This is a genomic window from Mycobacterium shigaense (assembly GCF_002356315.1).
GTDB classification, from domain to species: Bacteria; Actinomycetota; Actinomycetes; order Mycobacteriales; family Mycobacteriaceae; genus Mycobacterium; species Mycobacterium shigaense.
In genome coordinates this window covers 5,198,849-5,222,027 of the sequence record NZ_AP018164.1, presented here as the reverse complement: position 1 = coordinate 5,222,027, position 23,179 = coordinate 5,198,849, and the positions used below count along the sequence as shown (strand labels likewise).

General features: G+C 69.3%; 18 protein-coding genes. 14 read left to right on the top strand and 4 right to left on the bottom strand.

What is annotated here, in order from left to right:
• Positions 1-42: 42 nt before the first annotated feature.
• From sigM to MSG_RS24635, 4 genes are all read right to left on the bottom strand, one after another.
• Positions 43-624 (bottom strand): RNA polymerase sigma factor SigM, encoded by a 582-nt coding sequence (sigM, locus tag MSG_RS24650; protein ID WP_096443825.1) that lies wholly within the window; start codon positions 622-624, stop codon positions 43-45.
• A 62-nt stretch (positions 625-686) separates the two neighbouring features.
• A complete protein-coding gene (locus MSG_RS24645; protein WP_096443823.1) occupies positions 687-4,310 on the bottom strand; it encodes a murein biosynthesis integral membrane protein MurJ in 3,624 nt (1,207 codons plus the stop codon).
• Positions 4,307-6,724: a hypothetical protein gene (locus tag MSG_RS24640; protein ID WP_096443821.1), complete on the bottom strand. Its 2,418-nt coding sequence runs from the start codon at positions 6,722-6,724 to the stop codon at positions 4,307-4,309. Before MSG_RS24640 ends, MSG_RS24645 begins: the two co-directional genes overlap by 4 nt.
• Complete coding sequence (locus MSG_RS24635) at positions 6,721-7,455, bottom strand: NUDIX hydrolase (RefSeq protein ID WP_096443819.1); 735 nt, start codon at positions 7,453-7,455, stop codon at positions 6,721-6,723. The genes MSG_RS24640 and MSG_RS24635 overlap by 4 nt, the downstream gene beginning before the upstream one ends.
• Positions 7,456-7,556: 101 nt before the next feature.
• Here MSG_RS24635 and MSG_RS24630 point away from each other — a divergent pair, with 101 nt between their 5' ends.
• The 14 genes from MSG_RS24630 to MSG_RS24565 all read left to right on the top strand — a co-directional run bounded on the left by MSG_RS24630 (position 7,557) and on the right by MSG_RS24565 (position 23,141).
• Positions 7,557-9,011 carry a CCA tRNA nucleotidyltransferase gene (locus MSG_RS24630; RefSeq protein WP_096443817.1) on the top strand — a complete coding sequence of 485 codons (1,455 nt, stop codon included), beginning with the start codon at positions 7,557-7,559 and terminating at the stop codon, positions 9,009-9,011.
• Between the two features lie 24 nt (positions 9,012-9,035).
• Positions 9,036-9,554 carry a pullulanase gene (locus tag MSG_RS24625; RefSeq protein ID WP_096443815.1) on the top strand — a complete coding sequence of 173 codons (519 nt, stop codon included), beginning with the start codon at positions 9,036-9,038 and terminating at the stop codon, positions 9,552-9,554.
• Between the two features lie 182 nt (positions 9,555-9,736).
• The gene (locus tag MSG_RS24620) at positions 9,737-10,057 is read left to right on the top strand and encodes a WXG100 family type VII secretion target (protein WP_096443813.1); all 321 of its coding nucleotides are present in this window, start codon (positions 9,737-9,739) and stop codon (positions 10,055-10,057) included.
• 55 nt (positions 10,058-10,112) lie between these two features.
• Positions 10,113-10,406: a WXG100 family type VII secretion target gene (locus MSG_RS24615; RefSeq protein WP_096443811.1), complete on the top strand. Its 294-nt coding sequence runs from the start codon at positions 10,113-10,115 to the stop codon at positions 10,404-10,406.
• A 58-nt stretch (positions 10,407-10,464) separates the two neighbouring features.
• A complete protein-coding gene (locus MSG_RS24610; protein WP_096443810.1) occupies positions 10,465-11,301 on the top strand; it encodes an ESX secretion-associated protein EspG in 837 nt (278 codons plus the stop codon).
• Positions 11,302-11,337: 36 nt separating this feature from the next.
• Positions 11,338-12,366 carry a MinD/ParA family ATP-binding protein gene (locus MSG_RS24605; RefSeq protein WP_181159195.1) on the top strand — a complete coding sequence of 343 codons (1,029 nt, stop codon included), beginning with the start codon at positions 11,338-11,340 and terminating at the stop codon, positions 12,364-12,366.
• Positions 12,366-13,847: a type VII secretion integral membrane protein EccD gene (gene eccD, locus MSG_RS24600; RefSeq protein WP_096443806.1), complete on the top strand. Its 1,482-nt coding sequence runs from the start codon at positions 12,366-12,368 to the stop codon at positions 13,845-13,847. Before MSG_RS24605 ends, eccD begins: the two co-directional genes overlap by 1 nt.
• Complete coding sequence (mycP, locus tag MSG_RS24595; RefSeq protein ID WP_096443804.1) at positions 13,844-15,508, top strand: type VII secretion-associated serine protease mycosin; 1,665 nt, start codon at positions 13,844-13,846, stop codon at positions 15,506-15,508. Before eccD ends, mycP (MSG_RS24595) begins: the two co-directional genes overlap by 4 nt.
• Positions 15,505-17,043 (top strand): type VII secretion protein EccE, encoded by a 1,539-nt coding sequence (eccE, locus tag MSG_RS24590; RefSeq protein WP_096443802.1) that lies wholly within the window; start codon positions 15,505-15,507, stop codon positions 17,041-17,043. Before mycP (MSG_RS24595) ends, eccE (MSG_RS24590) begins: the two co-directional genes overlap by 4 nt.
• On the top strand, positions 17,040-18,890 hold the full coding sequence (eccA, locus tag MSG_RS24585; RefSeq protein ID WP_096443800.1) for a type VII secretion AAA-ATPase EccA: 1,851 nt from the start codon (positions 17,040-17,042) through the stop codon (positions 18,888-18,890). The genes eccE (MSG_RS24590) and eccA overlap by 4 nt, the downstream gene beginning before the upstream one ends.
• A 156-nt stretch (positions 18,891-19,046) precedes the next feature.
• Positions 19,047-20,399 carry a type VII secretion-associated serine protease mycosin gene (gene mycP / locus MSG_RS24580; protein ID WP_096443798.1) on the top strand — a complete coding sequence of 451 codons (1,353 nt, stop codon included), beginning with the start codon at positions 19,047-19,049 and terminating at the stop codon, positions 20,397-20,399.
• A 5-nt stretch (positions 20,400-20,404) separates the two neighbouring features.
• Entirely contained in the window at positions 20,405-21,805 is a 1,401-nt protein-coding gene (gene eccE / locus MSG_RS24575) for a type VII secretion protein EccE (RefSeq protein WP_096443797.1), read from the top strand.
• Between the two features lie 164 nt (positions 21,806-21,969).
• The gene (locus tag MSG_RS24570) at positions 21,970-22,314 is read left to right on the top strand and encodes a YbaB/EbfC family nucleoid-associated protein (protein ID WP_232011126.1); all 345 of its coding nucleotides are present in this window, start codon (positions 21,970-21,972) and stop codon (positions 22,312-22,314) included.
• A gap of 47 nt (positions 22,315-22,361) precedes the next feature.
• Positions 22,362-23,141: a sulfotransferase family protein gene (locus MSG_RS24565; RefSeq protein ID WP_096443795.1), complete on the top strand. Its 780-nt coding sequence runs from the start codon at positions 22,362-22,364 to the stop codon at positions 23,139-23,141.
• Positions 23,142-23,179 lie beyond the last annotated feature (38 nt).

The following is a 23,179-nucleotide window of genomic DNA, read 5'->3' as shown; positions in this document are numbered from 1 at the left end:
GTCATGCCCACCCGGGCGGCCATGCACGGCTCGCGGAATTGGCTAGTGCTGCCCGGCGGGGCGCTCCGGCACGGTGTAAGCGTCGAGGTGGCCCAGCAGCTGGGCCAGCCGCACCCGGGCGCGCGCGCAGCGGCTCTTGACGGTCCCCTCGGCGACGCCGAGCAGCCGGGCCGTGTCGGCGATCGAGTAGCCCTGCATGTCGACGGCCACCACGGCGGCCCGCTGCTCGACAGGCAGCCGCATGAGCGCGCGCTGTACGCCGATCGCGGTCTCGACCTGAGCGGTCCGATCGGGCACCGGGTAGATGTCTTCCAGGGGAGTGGTCCGGTGGGTCTTGGCGCGGCGCAGCCGGTCGAGGCAGGCGTTGAGCACGATGCGGTGCAGCCAGCTGGCGACCGCGGCGTCGTGCCGGAAGGACCCGGCGCCCCGGTGCGCCGACAGCATCGCGTCCTGCAGGGCGTCTTCGGCGTCCTCGCGGCTGCGGGTGGTCAGCCGCGCCAGGCGGTGCAGTTGGCGTTGATGACGCCCGAACAGCTCGGCGAAGGCGTGGCGGTCGCCGGCGACATGGGCGGCCAGCAGCTCGGCGTCACTGCGCTCGCACTGGATCCGTCCCCCCAACCCCACGGCCGGACAGTAACCAATCGGTCGGGGTGCGGCACTTCACCTGACCGGGCCCGTTGTGAATGTCAGGAGGCGGCCTGAACCGTGATCTCCGAGAGGCCGGCCTGGCTCTTACCATTGGTGGTGCCGAGCGTGGAAATCCACACCAGCAGATTCGATGTCGGCGCAGCGGCGCGCACCGGTATGACGTTGTGGCCGGGCTGGAGCGCGAAGGCCGGGGCCAGCAGCGTGGTGTCCTCGAGTTTCGCCGGCGTCGCCGTGGACGCGGAGCGAATCTCCACCTTCGTCCCGGTGCTCGGAGTGTCGATGCTGACCTGGCCGACCACCGTCGGGCCCGGCAACTGCAGCAGCAGCCCCTCGCCCTGCTTGAACGAGGGGAAGGGCACGGCGTCGGTATAGACCTCCGTGGTCCAGGCGGTGCCGGGGTCGCCGTCGATCGCCTGACCGGCCGCACCCGGATTGTCGGGATCGCCGTCGGGGGAGAAGACGGTCGCCTTGGTGGGCTTGATCTTGCTGCCGGCCGGAGCGGAGGGCGGGGCCGACGACGCGCTCGACGAGCTCGGTCCGTTGAGCCCGAGTTCGTCCTTGTTCAGCCCGCCGACGTTGCCGAAGATCTTGCTGACGATCGAGGCCAGCACCAGCAGCGCAACCACGATGATGGCGACGGCCGCGCCGATTCCGATCAGCAGCCCGCGGCGGCGTTGCACCGATGTCGTGTACTCGCGACCGAGGGGGGCGGGGCTGGGCTCGGCCGTCGAGTCGTCGACGGGCCCGAGTACCTCGGTGTGGTCGGCCACCGCCGTCGCCTGCTGGAGGAGGTTCAACAGTGTCGACGCGCTGCGGATTCCACCGTCCTCCTGGACGGCCCGGGCCGCGACCGCGGAGATCTGGAACGGAATGTCGCGGTCGATGACGGTGGGCTCGACCGGCAGGCCGCCGGCGTCACGATCGGCCGGCGCGAGCCCACTGCGCACCCCGAACTCCGGCAGCGGCCACCGGTCGACCAGCAGCGCGTACAGCGAGGCACCGATTCCGCGGATGTCGTCCTGAGGGTTGGCGTCGGGCATGGTCGCCGGATATGCCAGCACCACGTCGCCCTCGATGCTGACGCGCACCCGGCTGGGGTGGTCGATCGAGAGGGCGACGCCGGCGCGGTGGGCCGCGTCGGCGGCCGCGGCCAACGACTGCATGGCCCGCACGGCGCCGATGGGCGACGGCGCGGTGTCCGCCACCTCCTGCAGCGATCCGCCGCGAATCCACTCCGCGACGACCAGGCCCCCGGAACCGGTGTGGACGACGTCGAGCACCCGGGCGATACCCGGCTTATCGATCCGGGACAGGCGCAGGGTGCGCGACAGGATCTCCTGCAGCACCTCCTCGGGCAGCGATCCGTCCGGGTCGACGAAGGTGAGCGCGACTTGCCGGTCCAGCGCGGTGTCGAGCGCCTGCCAGAACTGCAGGGGAGGCACGCCGCCGTGGAAGACCAGCAATCGGTAGCGTCCGCCGGAGATCCGCGCGCCCGGCACCAGGTGACCGTCGTCCGAGGACCCCGCGCTGTCCGCGGCGCGTTCGTGGGGCGCGTCGGGCGGGGCAGAGCTGCGGGCATGCGCGCCGGGCAGGTCCCCGTTACGCACTTCGGGTGGCGGTGCCGACGATCCGGCCGGGATGTCGGGCTGAAAGTCGTCGGCAGCAGGATGCGGCGATGGCGGACCGGGCGCGGGGCTGGGTGCCGCGCTCTCAGTCGGGCGTTCAGTCACCTCCGGTCCTTTCGCTAGCTGGGCGCTCGATGCCCGCTCCGGAGGCCTGCGCCGGATCGGCTCTTGGACCGCCACCTGACGCGCGGGGCCCCCCGGCGGGGATGAATTCCTGTGCTCAGGGTACGTGACGGGAGGCCGCCGAGACGATCCGTTTGGCATAACTGCCGGGCCCGCGGGGGGCTCACCGCTGCCGCGGCCCGTGACCCGGCGCCGGACCGCAGCGAGCGCTGCTTGCGCCTCGGGCACCCGCGCGCGGACCATGACGGCCAGCATGATGGGCAGCATGATGAGGGCGAGCACGAACAACCGCAGCAGCGAGCCGGCCGCGCCGCCGCGGGCGGTCAACTCGTCAAGGGCGAGCAGCCGGTCGGCCACCAGCGCGGTCAGGCCGGCCAGCATCGAGGCAACGAGCGTGACCAGGATGGTGCGCATCTCGGCGACGCCGACGAGCTGACCGCCGGCGGGCAGCAGGGCACGACGCAGCAGCAGATAGCCGACGACCGCGCCGGCCAGGAAGCCGAGCCCGTTGGCCAGGCCGAGGAATCCGGCCACCAGCTTGGGGTCGTGGGTGACGTGCGGGGCCAACACCGAGCCGACGATCTTCACGGCGGTGATGACCAGGATGACCACGAGCGGCCTCCACGGCTGCTCGCGCGCATAGAACACCCGCAGCTGCAGCAGCACCAGGCCGTAGGGGATCAGGGTGAACGCCGACAACGCGATAGCGGCCCCCAGGTAGGCGGCGTCGACCCCGCCGAAGTGGCCGTAGGCGAACAGGGCGCTACCGATCGCGGGGCCGCCGACGGTCATGAACGCCACGATCGGAATCAGCGTGATCAGCGTCAGCCGCGTCGCCAGGGACAGGTCGGCGAGCACGGCCTCGGTGTCGTCGGCCGCGGCGTTGCGGCTCAGCCGCGGCATCACCACGGTCAGCACCGTCACGCCGATCATGCCGAACGGCAACATCAATACCAGCCAGGTGTAGTTGTAGATCGCCGGGCCCGAAGCCGCTGCGGTACTGGCGATCTGGTTGCCGACCACCAGGCCGACCTGACTGATCAGCACGTAGAGCACCATCGCGGTGGCCATCGTGCCGAAGCGTCGCAGCCGCTCGTCGATACCCCACAGCGGGCGCAGGCTGATGCCCTCGCGCTTGAGCGCGATCAGCAGCACCGCGGTCTGCGCGAAGACGCCGGCGGTCGTGCCGATGCCGAGCACCAGCAGCTTGGCGTTGCCCATCCGGACCGGATCGACGGACAGCTGACCGGGCACCGCGACGTACACCGCCAGCGTCGCCAGCGCGACCAGATTGTTGACGACCGGCGCCCACGCCGTGGGCCCGAACACGTTGCGGGTGTTCAGGATTGCCATGAACACCGAGGTGAGGCCGTAGGCGAGCACCTGCGGCAGCAGCAGGTAGGCGAAGGCGACGGTCAGCGGCTCGTTGACCTGCGGGTCGCGGCCGAGCATCAGCCGCACCAGCAGTGGCGCGGCCGCCACGGACACCGCCGTCGCCACCCCCAGCAGTGCCGTCGTCACCGTGACCAGGCGCCGGACGAAAGCCGCGCCGCCGTCCGGATCGCTCTGCTCGGCACGGGCCAGCACCGGGACGAAGATCGCGGTGAACGTCGCCTCCAGCACCAGCGCGGCCACCAGGTTCGGCAGCTGATTGGCCACCGAGAAAGCGCTGGACAGCGCGGCACCCAGGATCGCGGCCAGCACGACGATGCGCGCGAAGCCGGTGATCCGGCTGACCAGCGTCGCGAACGCCATCGCCCACGACCGGGAGACCAGGGCGGCGTCCGAGAGCTCGGCGCGGCGACGGGCCAGCTCCGGCACGGGGGGCAGGGGGCCGGTCGGCGGCCCGGGGCGGCGGGCGGGCGATGCCGCCGGCCGCGGCGGCGGGGGGGTCCGCCGGTAGGCGGGTTTCATACGCGGTGCTCTTCATCCACCCGCGGCCGGATCGCTTGGCGGGCAGCGGAGTTCGGAGCCGGCGGGTCGGGGCGGTCGAGGTCGGCACGGTCGGGCTGGCCGCGGAACCGGTGCCAAAGCCGCCGGCCGGCCAGCAGCACCAGCACTGCCGCCGCGCTCAGCGTGATCCCGAAAAGCACCTTGCCGTAGGCGTTGGAGTGCACCGACAGGCGCACCGGTTCGCCCAGCCGGGTGCCGTCGGGGGTGTGCAACGACACGTCGATGGCCACCCGCTGGGTGAAGTTGACCTCGATCGGCACCCGCAACGGCAGATACCCAGGCGGCAACTCGATCTGCCCGACGTCGGTGACCCTCATTCCCGGCGGCGCATCCACCTGCAGCCGGACCTTGATCGGGACGGCGAGGCCGTTGTGCAGGGCCAACGGGAGTGGGCTGTGCTCGGTCGCCAGGGTGTAGGAGCCGCCCGGGTTGACGATGGTGACCGCGCCGTACAGGTCGTTGATCGTGTTGCCGACGACGGCCAGCCGCTGCTGTGCCCGCCCATTGCGGGTGTCGGGCGGCTGCGATTGGCTCAGCGCGCGCAGCATGTCCTCGCGAAGCGGCGCGGTGTACTGAATGCCGGTCAGCCCGGTGCGCTCATCGGTGCTCAGCGCGGAGGTGAGCCGTTCCAGGCGTGCGGCCTGACCGCCGACGTCGGCGGTGACGTCGTCAGCGAACCGGCCGCGCTCCGAGTCATCGATCGCCGGCGGGTCCGCCGGTTCGGTGCTGGCCTTGTCGACGGCTTGGGCCTCGGCGATCACCGCGGGCAGGGGCCGGGCCACCGCCAGACCGGACCGGATGCTGGTGGCCAGCGCGGTCATCAGGACCTGCGCATCGTCGTTCTGCAGGTTCCACACCGCCGGCGGCACCAGTAGCTGGGTGCGCGGTGCGGCGTCACGATCCAGCGCATGCCAGAACATGGAGCCCAGCGCGTCCTGTCGCCGCGCGGTATTCGAGTCGTGGGCAAGCCGGACCGTCAGCGACGGACTCAGATAGGTGGGCACGGTGGGGTCGATTCCCGCGCCGGCCAGTGCGGCGCCCACGGCCGGGTCGAACGGCGCCATCGCCACCTGGGGAGACAGCCGCCGCGGCGCGGTGTCGACGTTGGCGTCGGTCGGCGCGCTCGCCGTCGTCGACGTATCCGGTGCGACCAGGTCGGCGGCCGCGACCGCGACCGTGTTGCTGTCGGAGCCGAGCAGGCCGACCACCCCGCCCGTCAACGGACCGTCGGGAAGCAGGGTGGCGCCGCGGGTGGAACGCACGTCGAGAATTTGGTCGACGATATCGGCGGCACTGTTGGTGGCGATCGCGCTCAGCTCGGGGTTGTTCACGCGTTGCAGGGCGCCCAGATCGGCCTGGGCGTACGGCAGCGGAGCGACGCAGGTGCGGTGGGACAGCGCGCGGAGCCGATTGAGCCAACTCGTCGCGGCGGCCTGGCCGGCGCCCGGGTGCGTCGGGCTGCCCGGCTGCTGGGCTGGTCCGTCGTCGGAGTTGGACACGACGTAGCCGCCCGTCATCGCGTTGACGGTGACCAGCAGATCCGGGTCGATGGCCAGGCATAGCGCGCGCCCGACCGCGCCGTCGGGGTCCACGGCGTTGCTGGTGGCGACCTCGGCCGCGGACAGCAGGATGTCGAGGCGGCCGCCGGTGGCCAGGGATGTGGCCAAGTCGTCGTCGGTCAGCCGCACGGGGATGGTGCCGCCGGGTTGGCCCGGTGCCAGGCGGGGTCGGTCGGCCAGCGGCCACAGCATCGTGAGCCACACGGGCTTAGAGGTATCGGGCGCGACGGCCGACTCCAGGGCGTCGGCCTGGTCGGGCGGCACGCCGATCACGGGCAGCAGGAAGCGGGCGTTGTCCAGGCGGGCTGGCGCGCCGTAGTCGGGCGTGCCGTTGACGTTGACCAGGATGGGGTAGATGCCCGGCTGGTCGATGCCCATGGACGTCTTGGTCAGCGACCGCAGCGGGGCGGACAGGGTGAAGCCGGCCTCCTGCCCGCGCTGCAATTCGGGTGCGACGGTGAGAAAATCGGCGGCGGCCTGGTACTGATCGGTGGCGCCGTCGAGCGAGGTGCGCAGGCCGATCGAGGTGGTCACCGCGGTGGCGTGTTCGAGCCGGACCATCACGTCGCGGACCGGGCGGTCACCGATGTTGGTCACCATCCCGCTGACGGTGACGGTCGGCGAACTTGTCGTCGTGACGACGTCCGGGGTCACCTGGTCGATGCGGACGCGGACGAACGGCGTCGCCCCTGGCTCGTCGGCAGCCGCGTGGGGCACGACGGCGGGCCCGGTGAGCAGTACCGCGAAACCGGCCACGATGCCGACCGCTGCGACGAGGCGCACAAAGCCGGCCCAGCAGAGTCGTGGCGAGGTCACGGCCCCGGCCCGTGACCGTTCTTCCGGCCCGTGTCGGGCTTCTGGGAGTTGCGGGTGCGCGAATGGGTCTGCGGATGGCGCCGCGGCGAGCTGGGCGGCAGCGGCGGCAGCGCCGACGGGCCGTGGCTCTGCAGCTTTCCGATCAGTTCGTCGGCGACCTCGGCCAGCCGGCGCTCGTCGGCGTAGGCCAGCCGCGCCGGCAGCTCGTGCATCGGCACCCACGCCACCTCGGCGACCTCGAGATCTTCGTCGCAGAGCTCGCCGCCGGAGAAGCGCATCAAATAGTGGTGCACGGTCTTGTGCACCCGGCGCCCGTCGGTGACGAACCAGTAGTCGATGCGCCCCAGCGCGGCGAGCACGCTGCCGCGAATCCCGGTCTCCTCGGCAACCTCGCGGATGGCGGTCTGCTCGGCCGTTTCGCCGAGCTCGATGTGGCCCTTGGGCAGCGACCACAACATCCGTCCGCGCCGGTCGATGCGGCCGATCAGCGCGGCCACCTGGGCGTCGCGCGGTCCGTCGATGCCGTCGATGACCAGTCCGCCCGCCGAGGTTTCATGAACGGTGCGTAGTCGGTCGGGTGCGTGTCGCGGCGTGCGGGGCCGGCGCCGCTTGGCCGCCGCGGCGTCCTCGCCGCTTCGGCCGTTCGTGTTGGTCTCGGTCGAGGCGACGGCGCCACGATTACGGCGCCGTCCGCGGCGCCGACGTGGTTTGGCTTGTTCGCCGTCCGACACCCAAGCGATAGTAGCTGGCACGGCCGGGTCTGCCCGGACATACTCGCCGCTAGAGGGCGCGGCGGCACCGCACCGTCGAACCGCGACTAGTCTCAACGAACGTGCCGGACCCCGCCGACGATGTGGAGCTGCTGACCGCGGCCGCGGTCGCGCTGAATACGCGTACTCCGTTGTTGCGTGAGCTGGGTTCGGCATTCGATGCCGCGGGCCACGAGCTGTATCTGGTCGGCGGTTCGGTGCGGGATGTCTTGCTGGGCAGGCCGAGTCCCGACCTGGACTTCACCACCGACGCCCGCCCCGAACAGGTGCAGCAGATCTTGCGGAGCTGGGCAGATCACCTGTGGGACACCGGCATCCAGTTCGGCACGGTCGGCGTCGGCAAGGGTGAGCACCGACTGGAGATCACCACGTTCAGGGCCGATACCTACGACCAGGTTTCGCGCAATCCGGAGGTGCGCTTCGGCGATCGACTCGACGAGGACCTGGTGCGTCGCGATTTCACGGTGAACGCGATGGCGGTGCGGATCACGGCGACCGGGCCGGGCGAATTCTTGGACCCGCTGGGCGGTTTCGCGGCCCTGCGGGCGCGGGTGCTGGACACCCCGGCGGCTCCGGAGGTCTCCTTCGGCGACGATCCGCTGCGGATGCTGCGGGCGGCGCGGTTCGTCTCGCAACTGGGCTTCACCGTCGCACCCCGGGTGCGGGCGGCGATCGAGGAGATGGCCCCGCAGCTGGGCCGCATCAGCATCGAGCGAGTGGCGGCCGAGCTGGACAAGCTGTTGCTGGGGGTCGACCCGGTCGCCGGGATCGACCTGCTCGTGCAGACCGGCATGGGTGAGGTGGTGTTGCCCGAAATCGGCGGCATGCAGATGGCCATCGACGAGCATCACCAGCACAAGGACGTTTACCAGCATTCGCTGATGGTGTTACGGCAGGCGATCGCCCTGGAGGACCCGCCTCCTGAGGGGGGCCCCGACCTGGTGCTGCGCTGGGCGGCGTTGCTGCATGACATCGGTAAGCCCGCGACCAGGCGCCACGAGCCCAACGGCGGTGTGAGCTTCCATCACCACGAGGTGGTGGGCGCCAAGATGGTCCGCAAGCGGCTGCGGGCGCTCAAATATTCCAAGCAGCTGATCGACGACATTTCGCAGCTGGTGTATCTGCATCTGCGGTTTCATGGCTACGGCGGCGGCAAATGGACCGACTCGGCGGTGCGCCGGTACGTCGCCGACGCGGGGCCGCTGCTGCCGCGGCTGCACAAGTTGGTCCGCGCCGACTGCACCACCCGCAACCAGCGCCGCGCGGCGCGGTTGCAGGCCAACTACGACCAGCTGGAGGCGCGCATCGCAGAGCTGGCCGCCCAGGAGGATCTGGCGCGGGTCCGCCCCGATCTGGACGGCAACCAGATCATGAAGCTGCTCGACATTCCCGCGGGTCCCCAGGTGGGCGAGGCGTGGCGGTTCCTGAAGGAGCTGCGGCTGGATCGCGGACCGATGACCGACGAACAGGCCACGGCAGAACTGTTGGCTTGGTGGCGGTCGCGGGGGAACGCTTAACGGCGAACGCGCGTCCGAGTAGGCATGGACTACTGCTTATCCGGCGACGACGGCACCGCGGCCATCGGGCACGGCCGGCCCGATCTCGATCTCGACAGCGACGGGCGGCTCGACGCCTACGGCCTCGATTTCGACGGCGACGGGTTGCGCGACGACGCCCTGGCGGATTTCGACGGCGACGGGGTAGCCGACCACGCGGTGCTCGATCTGGACAACGACGGTGCCCCGGAAAGTTACTTCACCGACGACGGCTCCGGCACCTGGGCGGTCGCGGTCGATCGCGGCGGCCAGCTGCGCTGGTATGGGTTGGACGGCGCGGAACACAGCGGCGGACCGCTGGTCGACTTCGACGGGGTACACGTGCGCGGCCGGCTGGACGACCGATTGATCGACAGCGACGGCGACGGCGTCGCCGATCGGGTGTTGTGCGCGCGCGAGAACGGTGCGACCGCGTACGTGGACACCGACGGTGACGGAAAGTGGAACGTCCGGTTGACCGACGGCGACGGCGACGGTTTGGCCGACGGCGCGGTCAGTTTCTAACAGCCCGGCCGGCCGGTCAGCTATTCGGTTTCCGGGATTGACATGGTTTTTGTCCATTTGGGGTAAACCATCACCGCTCCGCGCGTGGATCCGGAAAAGCTACTGAAGTGACAGCCGCCGATTGATGTCTAAACTTCTAGCCATATCCAGGTCGGGGAGAGCCTAGGAATCAGGGAGGAACTATGCCATCAACCATCGTCACACCGGAGCTGCTCCGCAGTACCAAGCAGCGAATTGAGTCAAGGCTGCAGGAGGCAGCGGCGATCGCCAATCGATACCTGAGCGGTCACGAAAATATCATCAGCGGTGCCGGCTGGGCCGGTCAGGCTGGGTCGACGTCGCTCAACACGGCCGGCCAGATTCACCACGACCTGCAGCAGATGATGAATGGCGGCAACCGGCTGGCCAACGGTCTCGCTCAGACCGCGGCCCTCATGGAAAGCCAGGAAGCGGATTCCGCCCACAACCTCAATGGCGTTTTCGGCGGCGTGCAGTCCACCTAAGGCGACGTCGCGTCAATTCGGCCCGAGACTCAATTCACCGTAAGGAACCACGAACATGTCCGACAGCATCATTTACAACCACGCCGCGGTGAGCGGCCTTTCCGGCGACATCGCCGCTCAGGCCGCTCAGCTGATGGAGATCCACGGCGACGTACTACATCTCACCCAGGCGCTGACCGATTTCTTCCAGGGCCACGGCGCCACCTCATTCTTCGACGCCCAGCAGCAGATGCTGCACGGGCTGGAGGACCTGATCCAGACAGTCAGCCTGCACGGCCACACGGTGAGCAATGTGCATGACGCAGCGCTGATGACGGACAGCCTGACGTCCAAGTTCTTCTCGGTCTAGCCGCCGCAGCTTGGCGGCGCACGCACGGCGCGTGCGTCCTCGGCTACAAGGGAATAGCGTGCTCACCACCACACTGGACGGCTTGTGGGTCCTTCAGGTGCTCACCGGCATCGAGGTCTTGTCCCCCGAGATGGGACTGAGGCCCCATCTGCCCAGCGTCGAGCCCAAGCGGCTCGCGCTGGAACACCCGGTTGCGGCCGAACTGCGGGCCGCCGGCGTGATCGACGAGCTGGGCGTCGTGGACAGCACGGTCGTCGAATGGCTGACCGTGCTGTCTCGCCGTGATGTCGGCCTCGTCGTGCATTTCCGAGCGCCCGGGGATGGCGACGAGCCGGCCCGGGCGTTGCTGGCCAGGTTCGCGCAGTGGTGGGTGGTGATGGAGCGGTCGGCCGACATCGTCCGGATGAGCGGAGCGGGCGTCGCCAGCAATGAGGGCTCGGCCAGCGCCGCTGTCTCCGCGCAAATCGAAAGATTGTGCGGCGGCAACGAACCCGCCGCGCTTCGGCCCGTCACGGTGGACGCCGAGGCCATGCGCGCCGCCGCGGCCGACCAGGAATCCCTGCGCGCCTTCTTCGAAAAGCAGGGGCTCGATCACGACCAGTTGCACACGCTGGAACTGGCCGCGGACCCCGAGCGCTCGGCGCAGGCCTCGTTCGTCGCCATTCAGTCCGGGGTGGACACCGGCCGGCCCTCCCGCACCTACGTCGAACCGGGGGCGGTGACCGTCATCGATACGCCGGAAGGGCGGCTGGTCGCCGAGCACGTCCGTTCGGCCGGCACGAAATGGATGATCATCGCTCCGGGGAACAAGAACAACATCGCCACAGCGATCAACCAGATGATGCGGCGTCTGCCGGCGGACCAAGAATGGTATTCGTACCGAAAAGTCGTGTAGTCGAGAGGAAATTGGACAAATGTTAGCGTCGGCATCGTGACGAACCCGTGGACGGGCGCGTCCAATCCCGCAGAACAGGGTGGGCCCACCAGGCGAGAACCGACCGGCGCTGGCTACCAAACCCAAGGCTCCGTATCGGGGACGTTGCGCATCTCCGACATGGTCGCGCCCCGCAAAATCCCACCCGGCGGTGGTTGGCGAAAGTTCCTGTATCAGACGACATTCCATGCCGTTAACTTCGGCGAATCGCCCGGCGAACGCCATTATCGAGAGCTGCAGGAGCGCATCCGGCGCCACATCCGCAAGCAGTATGTGATCGGCGTCGTATCGGGCAAAGGCGGTGTCGGCAAGACCACCATGACCGCGTGCATCGGTGCGGTGTTCCGCGAATGCCGGCCCGAGAACGTGGTCGCCATCGACGCGGCGCCCGGCTTCGGAACCCTGGCCGGTCGGATCGACGAGTCGCCGCCGGGCGACTACGCGGCGGTACTCAACGACACCGACGTCCAGGGCTATGCGGATATCCGAGAACACCTGGGGCAGAACAGTCTTGGCTTGGATGTGCTGGCCGGCAACCGCACCTCGGACCAGCCGCGGCCGCTGGTTGCTTCCATGTTCGCCGGCGTGCTGTCGCGGCTGCGCCGCACGCACACCGTGATCGTGGTGGACACCTCCGACGACCTCGAGCACCCCGTGATGAAGGCGGTGCTCGACGCCTGCGACACACTGGTTTTCGTGTCCGGCCTGACGGCGGACACCTCCCTGCCGGTCACCCGGTCGATCGACCTGCTGCGGTCGATGGGCTACCACGAAGTGGTGTCGCGCAGCATGGTCATCTTGAATGACAGCCGCGACAAGTACGACGCCGAGGCGCGCGCCTATCTGACCGAACGTTTCGCGCAGTCAGGTGCGACCGTGGAATTCATGCCCTACGACCCGTACCTCGCCAAGGGCGGGATCATCGACACACGCCACGAGTTGAAGAAGAAGACGCGGTTGCGGCTGTTTGAAATCACCGCGGCCTTGGCCGACAAGTACATTCCAGATGCCGACAGGCCGCGCTAATGGCGAAGGTATCGTTTCCGGCTCGTTGTGCGGTTGCGGTCGTTTGTGGAGAACATCTGGTTTCCCAGGTATATCCCGCCTCGGTGCCGATCGAGGCCTTCCTCGACAACGTCGTCGAGCTGCTTAACGACGAACTCAAGCGGCGCGGGTTCACCGGGCTCGAGTCCGGTGTGGGATACGAATTGCACAAGGCCAACGGGGTGCGGCTGGACGTCACCAAGACGCTGGACGAACTCGGCGTCGAGGACGGTGCCACACTCACCCTGGTTCCGGTGATCGACGGCGAATCGTTCGAGCCCCAGTACGAGTCGTTGTCCACCGGCCTGGCCCGGGTCGGCAAGACGCTGTTCGAGCCGGTCACCCTGCGGACCGCCGCCCACACCGCCCTGTTCATTCTCGGGCTAGTGCTGACGACCGTGCTGGGATTGGCTGTGCGCCAGCGCTTTGCGAGCGATTCGCTGCTGCCCACCATCGTGACGGGCGTGGCCGGCCTGCTGGTCGCCGGGGGCGCGTTCGCGGTGTGGCGGTGGTGGCCGGGTCGCACCGACATGGTGGACGGCCTCGGCTGGACCGCGGTGCCGTTGCTGACCACGAGCGCCGCGGCCAACGCGCCCGGGCACCTCGGGGCCGCCCACGTGTTCATCGCGGCGCTGATGGGTGCCGTCCTCACGTGTGGGCTGGCCACGGCGACGGGCAGGAACGCCAACGTTGCCGCGACCGTCGTGACGCTGCTCGGGTTGGGCGGGGCGATCTCCGGGGCCCGAATGTGGTGGCCGGTGCCCGCGCAGTGGCTCGGGATGTGCGCCCTGGTCGCGCTGCTCCTGTTACTGACTATGGCCCCGACGATTGCACTGTGGGTCGCGCGGATCCGGCCGCCCTACTTCGGCTCGATCACCGGCCGAGATCTGTTCCGCCGCAGCGTCGGTCTGCCGGCCGACGCGGTGACCCCCGTCGAGGAGGGCGCCGACGAGGAAGCGAATTCGGACACCACGCCGCGCGGCGCGCAGATCGCGATCGCAGCGGTCCGCGCCAACAACATCCTGACCGGGATCTGCGTGGGTGCGGCCCTGGCGCTGCCCGCCGCGGTGTGGGCGACCCTGATGCCCGGCCGCGATCGGAGCATGGCGGCCGCGGTGCTGGCCGGGCTGTTCGTGCTGATCTTCATCAGCCGCGGACGGGCGTTCGCCGACCGGCGTCAGGCCGCTGCGCTGGTGTGTGGCGCGTCCGCCGCGCTGTGCGTCGGCGTGGTGAAATACGTTGTGCACGAACCTGCCTCGGCGGGGTATTCGGTGCTGTGGGGCGCACTGGTCTTGGCCGGATTCGGCGGCGCCGGCCTGGTTGCGGCGCTGCTGGTACCCGTCACGCGGTTCACTCCACTGGTGCGGATGATCGCCGAATGGGTGGAGATCGCGGCCATCATCGCGGCGTTGCCGCTGGCCGCCTGGATCGGTGGTTTGTTCACCTGGGTACGCATGCGATGAACCGGATAGCTGACGCGGCCCGCGGTGCGCTACTGGCCGCGACGCAGCGCGCCGCCGCGCTGGGGCTGACGGGTCTGCTCGTCGTGTTGGTCGCGAGCCTTCCCGCGGCGCACGCGATTCCCCCGCCGACTGTCGATCCCGGACGCGTGCCGGCGGACGGCAAGCCGGCCTCCGATCAGCCGATGCGGCAGGCCTTCGCCTGCGCGCGGACGATCACCGTCGCCGACCCGAACGTCGGCCTGACCGCGCCGGGCTTCACGATGCTGAACCTCGGCAAGGCCTGGCAGTACTCGACGGGTAACGGAGTCCCGGTCGCCGTGATCGACACCGGCATCAATCCCAGCCGGCGGCTGCCGGTCGTCGCCGGCGGCGACTACATCATGGGCGGCGACGGTCTATCCGACTGCGACGCGCACGGAACCGTTGTCGCGTCGCTCATCGGCGCTGCGCCGCAAGGGATGCCGATGCCCGCGCCGATGCCGAGTGCCCCGGCGTTCCCGCCGCCCGCGGGACCGCCCCCGACCGACGCCGCGCCGCCGCCACCGGGCGGCGCCCCGCCCCCGCCCGCACCCCCGCCGCCGCCCTCACCGGTGACGATCACCCAGACCGTCGAGCCCCCGCCACCCCCGCCGGACGCGCCGTCCAACGGCCCGGGTGACCCCGTGCCCGGGCAGCCCGACGACCCCGAGGTGCCGCCGCCGCCCGCGGGCGCCCCCGACGGAGTCGCCGGCGTCGCGCCGCACGCCGTCATCATCTCCGTCCGGCAGTCCTCGCGGGCCTTCGAACCGGTCAATCCCAGCGGCGGTGACTCGGAGGGACGCAAGAAGGCCGGCACCATCGCCACGCTGGCCAGTGCCATCGTCCACGCCGCCAACATGGGCGCCAAGGTCATCAATGTCAGTGTGACAGCCTGTGTTTCGGCAGCCGACCCGCTGGATCAGGGCGCCATCGGCGCCGCCGTGTGGTATGCCGCCACCGTCAAAGACGCCGTGATCGTCGCCGCCGCGGGCAATGACAGCGAGGACGGCTGCGCGCAAAACCCGTCGTTCGACCCGCTGAACGCCTCGGACCCGCGCGACTGGCATCAGGTCAAGACGGTGTCGTCGCCGTCGTGGTTCTCCGACTACGTGCTTTCGGTGGGCGCCGTCGACAACACCGGCGCCCCGATCAGCAAGAGCCTGGCCGGACCGTGGGTCGCGGCCGCCGCCCCCGGCGTAGGGATCATGGGTTTGTCCCCGGAGTCCGGGGGACCGGTCAATGCCTATCCGCCGGTTCGCCCCGGGGAGAAGAACATGCCGTTCTGGGGCACCAGCTTCTCCGCGGCCTATGTCAGCGGGGTCGCAGCGCTGGTGCGGGCCAAGTATCCGGCCCTGTCCGCACATCAGATCGTCAATCGGATTCTGCAGACCGCACACAACCCGCCGCGGGGGGTGGACAACCAGGTCGGCTACGGCGTCGTTGATCCGGTTGCCGCGCTGACCTTCGATGTGCCTGCGGGCGAACGGCTTCCGCCCGCGGCGGCCAGTCGCGTGTTACACCCGCTGCCGCCGCCCCCACCGCCCGATCATCGCGCCCGCAACGTGGCGTTGGTGTTCGCCGGCATCGTGGCGGGCGCGATCGCGGTGGTCTCACTGATCGTCCGGGCACGGCGGGAACGATGAGCACCGGGACGAAACTGACGATCATCGTCGGCATCTTCGCCGCCGCCCTCGCCGGCTGGGCGTTCGGCCACTACCTCGGCCTCACAATGGGTTTGGTGCTCGGGCTACTCTTCGGCGTCGTCCGCTGGCGAGGGCAGCCGCTGTGGTCGTGGTTGATCCTGTGGTTCCGCCGGCATCGCCCGATCACCTGGACCGAACCGCTCACCGTCGCCAACGACCGCGCCGGCGGCGGCATCCGGTACCAGGACGGCGTCGCGGTGGCCGCCGTGCAGCTGTTCGGAAAGGCGCACACACCAACGCTTTTCACCGGGTCCACGGCGACGTACACCGAGAACTCGTTCGACCTGACCGAACTGTTTCCGCTGCTGCGGCATAGCCTCGGCCTGCGGCTGGGTTCGATCAGCGTCGTTTCCGCGGGGGCGCGCCGGCGCAGCACGGGTGACTACCCGCGGGTGTACGACACGCTGATCGGCACGCCACCGTATGCCGGACAGCGCGAGACTTGGCTTATCGTGCGGACGTCGGCGCTGGAAAACGCGGAGGCACTGCAGGGGCGTACGTCGGTCGGCACCGCGACCCTTGCTGCGGCCCAGCGCATCAGCGCGGCCATGCGCCAGCACGGCGTGCGCGCGAAGGTGGCCACCGCTACCGACATCGTGGAGATGGAGCGGCGCCTGGGCCGATCCGCGCTGGAGGACTCCGGCAGGCGGTGGCGCTCGGTGCGCGGCGAAACGGGATGGCTGACCACTTACTGGTACCGGCCCGCCGACATCACCGCGGAGACCCTGGCACAGGCCTGGTCGGCGCGCGCGGACGGGATCATCCAGAATGTCACGCTTTTCGGCGACAAGACGGCCACGGCGACCGTGACGGTGCGCACTGCCCAGCCGCCGACGGCTCCGCTGAACCTGATGCTGCGGCCGCTGCGGGGCGAGCAGGCGCAGGCGCTGGCGGCCAACCTCTGCGGCCCCCTGCCGTCGCTGCGCGGCATCCGGCGCGGGGCGCTGCAGCGTCCGCTCGTGGTGCCGATCGGGCCGTCGGGTGTGTTGCTCGGCAAGGTCGCCGGTGGCAACCGGATGCTGCTGCCCTTGGACGACGCCAGCGAATTCAGCCGGGTGCACATCGCGGCCGAGGACGCCCTGGCCAAGCGGTTCGTGATCCGGCTGGCCGGTGCCGGCGAGCGGATCACGGTGCACACTCGAAACCTGAAGCGGTGGAACAGCGTTCGGATGCCGGATATCGCCGTCACTGGTCAGGCCAAGCCGGTGTCCGGCACTACGGTCAGCGTGGTGGACGGAACCCTGTCTCCGGCGCCGCGGCCGAATACGCTGATTTCGGTGGGTGGGCCGGGCGAGCCGTACCGGGGGACGGCGAATGTGTTGATCACGCAGACGGGTCCGGCGACGGTGGAGGTGCGGGCCGCCGGCTGCGTCCATCTCGTGGAGGTGGAGCTGTTCCGCGCCGAGAATCGCTACGTATCGTCGGAACCGATGGTTCTGCGAACTTCTGAGCTGGAAGCAGTTGACACACCATGACCAGCAGCACGACACCTGCCGCCGCGCGCAAGTCTTTCGACCAGGCGATGGCCTTGCTCGACAGCGATACGGACTCCGCTGTGGCGCGATTTCGGGAGGCGACGCAGATCGATCCGTCGATGGCCGACGCGTGGCTGGGACGGATTGCCGCGGGTGACGAATCGCTGGAGACCGTGCGCCAGCTCTACGAATACGGCTCCCGGCTGCACCGGGAGACCAACCGCATCGGCGCGCGCCTGTCGGCGCCGATCAAGGCGGGACCGTACCTGTCCATCTCGGTGACCGAGGCATCGCACGCCGGCCTGGCGCTGGCGAGTGCGCTCATCGACAATCGGCAGTACGAGAAAGCCGAAGCGCTGCTGGGGGATTCGTCGCTGCTGGACACCTGGGAGAACCACCAGTGGAAGCAGTACATCGACGCATACCTGATGTTCGCCACGCAGCGCTGGCCGGACGTCATCTCGGTTGCCGCGGCCATCCTGCCGCCGCAAGCCATCATCATGTCGGCGGTCACCGCCGCGACCTGCACGCTGGCGGCGCACGCCGCGGCGCATCTCGGTCAGGCGCGCGTCGCACTCGAATGGACCGATCGCGTCGAGCTGCGCAGCGGATACGGGGGCCCGACCGAGTCGCGCCGCCAGCAGCTCGAGACCGCCGTCACCGCCATCGATCCCAATGACTTCCCGTTGATCGCGGCCGACCTCGCCTACGTGCGCGGGATGGCGCACCGTCAGCTCGGCGACGAGGCCAAGGCGCAGGTCTGGCTGTCCAAGGCGACGATCAACGGCGCCCTGATCGAGCCGGCCAAGCAAGCGCTCGCCGATCCTCAGCTGCAGCTGGTGGTCACCGACGAGGACGCCATCAAGACCCGCACCAACAAATGGGATGTGGCCACCGAGCTGTCGGAGCAGCAGCGGGCGGAGGAGGAACACAAGGAGCGGCGCGGCGAACTGCTGCAGGAGGGCCGCGCGTTGCTTGACCACCAGGTCGGGCTGACCGAGGTCAAACGGGCCGTCGCCGAGCTGGAAGACCAGATCGAGGTGCGGGCGCTGCGCCTGGCGGCCGGCCTGCCGGTGGCCAACCAGACCAACCACATGCTGCTGGTCGGTCCGCCCGGGACCGGCAAAACCACCACTGCGGAAGCGCTGGGCAAGATCTATGCCGGGCTCGGTATCGTGCGCCACCCGGAGATCGTCGAGGTCAAGCGCGCCGACTTCTGCGGGGAGCACATCGGGGCATCGGGCCCGAAGACCAACGAACTGATCAATCGCTCGCTGGGCCGCATCCTGTTCATGGACGAGTTCTACTCGCTGGTGGAGCGCCACCAGGACGGCCGGCCGGACATGATCGGCATGGAGGCCGTCAACCAGCTGTTGGTGGCCCTCGAGGTGCACCGGTTCGACTTCTGCTTCATCGGAGCCGGATACGAGAAGGAAGTCGACGAATTCCTCACCGTGAACCCCGGCTTGGCGGGCCGATTCAACCGCAAGCTGCGGTTCGAGTCCTACACGCCCGGCGAACTGGTCGAGATCGCGATCCGGTACGGCAAGCCGCGCGCGACCGTGTTGGAGCCGGCCGCCGCCGAGGTGCTAAAGACGGCGTCGGCGACGTTGCGCGCCTTCCGCGCGCCCGACGGAACGCACGGCGTCGACATCATGCAGAACGGGCGGTTCGCCCGCAACGTGGTGGAACGCGCGGAGCGGTTGCGCGACTCGCGGGTGGCCGCCCAGCATCGCACCGACAAGGATTCGGTGACGGTCGAGGACTTGCAGACGCTGCGCACCCCGGACGTGGTCGCCGCGGTGAAGGATGCGTGCGCCGAAAAGCATGTGCCGATAGCGCTGTGAGCGCTGCTGGGCGGCGGGGCCCAAAGCCCTCGCGTCGGCTATTCTTTGTCATCCATTTACCCGGAATTCAGAGTCGACTGCGCGAGCGTGCGGAATGTTTAAGATGCACCCGGGCCCGCGATGCGGACTGCGGCTTAACGAATGGAGCGACCTGCGGTGCACCGTATCTTCCTGATCACGGTGGCGCTGAGCCTGGTCCTGCTGAGCGCTCCGCCGGCGTCGGCGGTCGCCCCGCCCACGATCGATCCCGGCGCGATGCCGCCCGACGTCACCGGCCCCGACCAGCCGTTGGAGCAAAAGCGGGTGTGTAAGGCGCCGCTGACGTTGCCCGGCACCAATTTTCACGACCCACCGTGGCCGAACACCTACCTGGGCATCACCCAAGCCCAGAGGTTCGCGACCGGGGCCGGCGTCACGGTCGCCGTGATCGACACCGGCGTGGACGTTTCACCGCGGGTTCCGGCTGAACCCGGCGGCGATTTCGTCGTGCCGGACGGCAACGGCCTGTCCGACTGCGACTCGCACGGGACGCTCACTGCGTCCATCATCGCCACGCGGCCCTCGATCACCGACGGATTCGTCGGCGTCGCGCCGGGCGCGCGAGTGGTTTCGGTGCGTCAGACGTCGGAAGCCTTCGAGCCGAAGGACACGCAGAACAACGCCCAGGCCGACCCTAACGCGACGCCGGCCGCCGGTTCCGTCCGCAGCCTGGCCCGCGCCGTGGTGCACGCCGCCAATCTCGGGGTGGGCGTGATCAACATCAGCGAAGCCGCGTGCTTCAAAGTCAAAAAACCGGTCGACGAGTCAACCCTGGGGGCAGCCCTCAATTACGCGGTCAATGTCAAGGGCGCGGTCGTCGTCGTGGCGGCCGGCAATGTCGGCGGCGATTGCGCGCAGAACCCGCCGCCGGATCCGTCGATCGCCTCCGACCCGCGCGGCTGGCTGGGGGTCCAGACCATCGTCACGCCGGCCTGGTACGCACCGCTGGTGCTGACAGTCGGAGGTGTCGGCCAAAACGGGGCACCCAGCGAGTTCTCGATGCACGGGCCCTGGGTCAGCGTGGCGGCGCCCGCGGACAACATCATCGCCCTCGGACCACTCGGTGAACCCGTGGATGCCCTGCCGGGCAAGGAGGGTCCGGTGCCGATCGCCGGCACGTCTTTCGCGGCGGCGTACGTTTCCGGGGTGGCGGCGCTGGTGCGGCAACGGTTTCCGGATTTGACGCCGGCGCAGGTGATGAACCGGATCGCCTACACCGCGCGTCACCCCGGGGGCGAGGTCGACGACGCGGTGGGCGCGGGAACCATCGACGCGGTCGCGGCACTCACCTGGGACGTCCCCCTCGGCCCGGCTCAACCAAAGTCGTTTCCGGTCAACCGGATTCAGCCGCCGATGCCGCTGCCGGGCCCGGATCATGGCCCGATCAACGGTGTCGCGTTGGCGGTGCTGGGCCTGACCGCTGCGCTGGGACTTGCCGCCCTGGTCGGACGAGCCTTGAGACGGCGCTGAGGACCATGAGGTCGCTACAACTACGGTTCACCAGCGGCCACGCGCTGTGGGCGGCGGCGCTGGCCCCGCTGTGTCTGCTGCTGTTTTACCGGACTCACTACGAGTGGGCGGGGCCGGCACTCGTGGCGGTGGGCGCCCTCGTTGCCACGGTCGCCTATCGGGGCCGGCGCATCACCGGTTGGGTTGCGGCGATGTTCGCTTGGCTGGTCCGGCACCGCAGACCCCCGCAACCCCCATCGGAGCCCGACGTCGGTGCCACCGTGCAGCCGGGCGATCACGTGGCCGTGCGCTGGCAGGGCAAGGAACTGGTCGCGATCATCGAACTGATCCCGAGGCCCTTCACGCCCACGGTCATCGTCGACGGCAAGGCCCAGACCGACGATGTCGTCGACACGCGGTTGCTGGAGCAACTGTTGTCCGTGCATTGCCCCGACCTGGAAGTCGATGTCGTTTCGGCCGGCTACCGGGTCGGCAGGACCGCGCCGCCGGAAGTGGTGAGCCTGTACCAGGGGCTGATCGGGCGAGACCCGGCCCCGGCGTACCGGCGGACGTGGGTCGTGCTACGCGCGGATCCGCAGCGTGCCCGCAAGTCGGCTCGCCGGCGCGCCAACGGCGTCACGGGGCTGGCCCGATACCTGGTGGCGTCGACCACACGGATCGCCGACCGACTCGCCGGCCACGGTGTGGACGCGGTGTGCGCGCGCAGCTTTGACGATTTCGACCATGCGACGGAGATCAGCTTCGACCGGGAGCAGTGGTCGAAAATCAAGGGCCACGACAACTTCACCACCGCCTACACCGCCCCCGGCGGCCCGGACGTGTGGTGGTCGGTGCCCGCCGATCACACCATTACCCGGGTGCGGATCCGTTCCGGGAGCGCGCCGCAGTCCACGGTGTTGTTGACGACGGCGACGAAGCCGAAACGGCCACGCGGGTTTTCCCGGGTCTCGGGTGGCCAGCGTGCCGCGCTGCAAGGCCAGACCCGCGTCTCGGGCCGCCACTGGCAGCTGCCGATCGGATCGGCGGGCGTGCTGGTGGGCGAAACGTCGAGCCAGTACTCGGTCTACATGCCGTTCGACGACGTCGACGCGAGCCTCAACCTCGGCGACGCTAGGGCGTTCACCCAGTTCGCCGTCCGGGCGGCGGCTGCCGGCGGGATCGTCACCCTGGGACCACATTTCCAGGAGTTCGCCACCTTGATCGGAGCGCAGATCGGGCCGGAGGCGAAGGTGTCGTGGCCGAATGCGACGACATACCTGGGCCGGCACGCCGGTGTCGACCCGGTGATACTGCGGCACAACCTCATCAGCACTCCCCGGCATCGCCAGCTGCCGATCCGTCCGGTCACCGCATCCGGGGAAGCGGGTTATCAGGCTGCGCTGCCCGGTAGGGGAGAAGGCTCGTAGGGCGCGGACCGTCCGGGAAAAGCTTGGCGGCCCGGGTTTTCGGCGCGTTCAACTTCCGTTCACCCACCGGGGGTCCGCGGGGCAACAGGCAAATTGGTGTCGCCGCTGGGGCAGCAGGCGCTTTAGACTAAGACAGGCTATCCCCCACAGTAAGGACCACTGCAGTGGAATTCGACGGGCATCCGCAGGCCATCGCCGCTCTGGACGAGATGAAGAAATTCAACGACGTCCTCGAGGGCGCGCTGAAGGCGAAGGGCACCGGATCCTTTACCGCCAAGGACGACACCGAGACGGTCGAAGTGGTCACCAACGGGGACATGTGCATCACGCAGGTGTGCATCGAGGACGGCCTGCTGCGACTGGGAGCCGACAAGGTGGAGGATCGCATCAACGAGGCGTTGTCCAGGGCCCAAGCCAAGGCGACGGCAGCCAACGAGGCCATGTACGGGGCGACTTTCGAAGCGCTGGCCGGGATTGTCCAGTCCATGGCGCAAATCGTCGGCGAGTAGTCGCGGCACCTCAGCACCGCGGGCTGACAGGCGAGCGCGGTCGAGTCGTGCAGCTGTTCGTGGTGGGGCCGCCGAGGTCCGGGATGACGATTGTCACCCAATTTCTCAACCGCCACGGCGACATCGAGATCTTCGACGAGATCGATCTGATCCACGTCGACCGGGGGCTGGCCGTCGGCACACTGGGTGCATTCCTCCTCGAGCGCGGAATGTACGAGGCCTACCAGCAACGAGCCCGGGAAACCAGCGACCCTGCCGTCGCTCTGCGCGCGACCATGACCGAGCTCGCCCACCCGCACCGGATTTGGGGCGAGAAGAACCCCAGGTATGCGACCGAACTGGCTACCGTGCGCCGCATCTTCCCGGAGTCGATAATTCTGTTCGTCCTGCGAGATCCGCGAGACATCGTGAATTCCTGTCTGCTGCATCGAGATTCGCCCATGCGTGCCGACACTGATTTCTGGATCGCCGACACCGTGACCGAAGCTCTGACCCTGGTGTGGCGCTGCCTCGAGCCGCTGACGGCCTGGAAACCCGAAGTCGTCGCGGTGCGTTACGAGGCATTCACCGCTCGCCCGGCAGCGGTGCTCGATGCGGTTCTGGGTGCGTGGGGGCTGAACTTTTCCGATTTCGCCACCCCGCTCGCCCACCCGGCGCCGCCGACGGCGGGCGACCACCAGTTCTTCCGGGAGGGCGTAGCGCTGCCATGGAAAATCGGCAACTTGTCTCCGTTGCGCCCCAAGTCATTCCCACGCGAGCGGATCGACGCCGACGATCCCGCCTGGCTCGACGTCGACGCCCTGGCCCGGCGCTTCGGCTACCACTGAGCGGCCCGAGATGAGTTTTCAGCGAGGCGATCTCAGGG

Bases quoted from the DNA above. Each gene is read 5' to 3' on its own strand.
- MSG_RS24645 (WP_096443823.1), bottom strand. From the start codon at position 4,310: ATGAAACCCGCCTACCGGCGGACCCCCCCGCCGCCGCGGCCGGCGGCA.
- MSG_RS24625 (WP_096443815.1), top strand. From the start codon at position 9,036: ATGGACTACTGCTTATCCGGCGACGACGGCACCGCGGCCATCGGGCAC.
- MSG_RS24620 (WP_096443813.1), top strand. From the start codon at position 9,737: ATGCCATCAACCATCGTCACACCGGAGCTGCTCCGCAGTACCAAGCAG.
- MSG_RS24615 (WP_096443811.1), top strand. From the start codon at position 10,113: ATGTCCGACAGCATCATTTACAACCACGCCGCGGTGAGCGGCCTTTCC.
- eccD (WP_096443806.1), top strand. From the start codon at position 12,366: ATGGCGAAGGTATCGTTTCCGGCTCGTTGTGCGGTTGCGGTCGTTTGT.
- mycP (WP_096443804.1), top strand. From the start codon at position 13,844: ATGAACCGGATAGCTGACGCGGCCCGCGGTGCGCTACTGGCCGCGACG.
- eccE (WP_096443802.1), top strand. From the start codon at position 15,505: ATGAGCACCGGGACGAAACTGACGATCATCGTCGGCATCTTCGCCGCC.
- eccA (WP_096443800.1), top strand. From the start codon at position 17,040: ATGACCAGCAGCACGACACCTGCCGCCGCGCGCAAGTCTTTCGACCAG.
- eccE (WP_096443797.1), top strand. From the start codon at position 20,405: ATGAGGTCGCTACAACTACGGTTCACCAGCGGCCACGCGCTGTGGGCG.